This window comes from Bacillus sp. SIMBA_008 (genome assembly GCF_046535495.1).
Classification (GTDB): domain Bacteria; phylum Bacillota; class Bacilli; order Bacillales; family Bacillaceae; genus Bacillus; species Bacillus subtilis.
Map to the genome: position 1 here is coordinate 1 of NZ_JAWRWL010000761.1, position 258 is coordinate 258.

1 protein-coding gene is annotated in these 258 nt (G+C 49.6%); it reads right to left on the reverse strand.

Translation table 11 applies throughout. The features are described 5' to 3' along the window. The coding region (locus SB658_RS25325) for a hypothetical protein (RefSeq protein WP_410603188.1) at nucleotides 1-226 on the reverse strand (226 nt) is incomplete at its 3' end. Nucleotides 227-258: the final 32 nt, after the last annotated feature.

The following is a 258-nucleotide window of genomic DNA, read 5'->3' on the forward strand; positions in this document are numbered from 1 at the left end:
CTTTTAGGTTCCACGCATTTGGAACGTGACTAACTGGCTCAACGCAGATATGCGACGTATGCCCCCGATGTAGCACGAGAAATCCAAATTCAGACGAGGCCGAAACAAACACATCTTTGCCTCCGGCAAGGCGAATACGAGCCTTTTTCCATCCGCCAAGATAGCGAGTAGGTTGAGCACTTTCACTGTCCTCGTCCAAAACCTGGCCTTTTTCATCTATTGGCAAATAGTCTTCCGCATGGGGCCAAGTGAATTGCG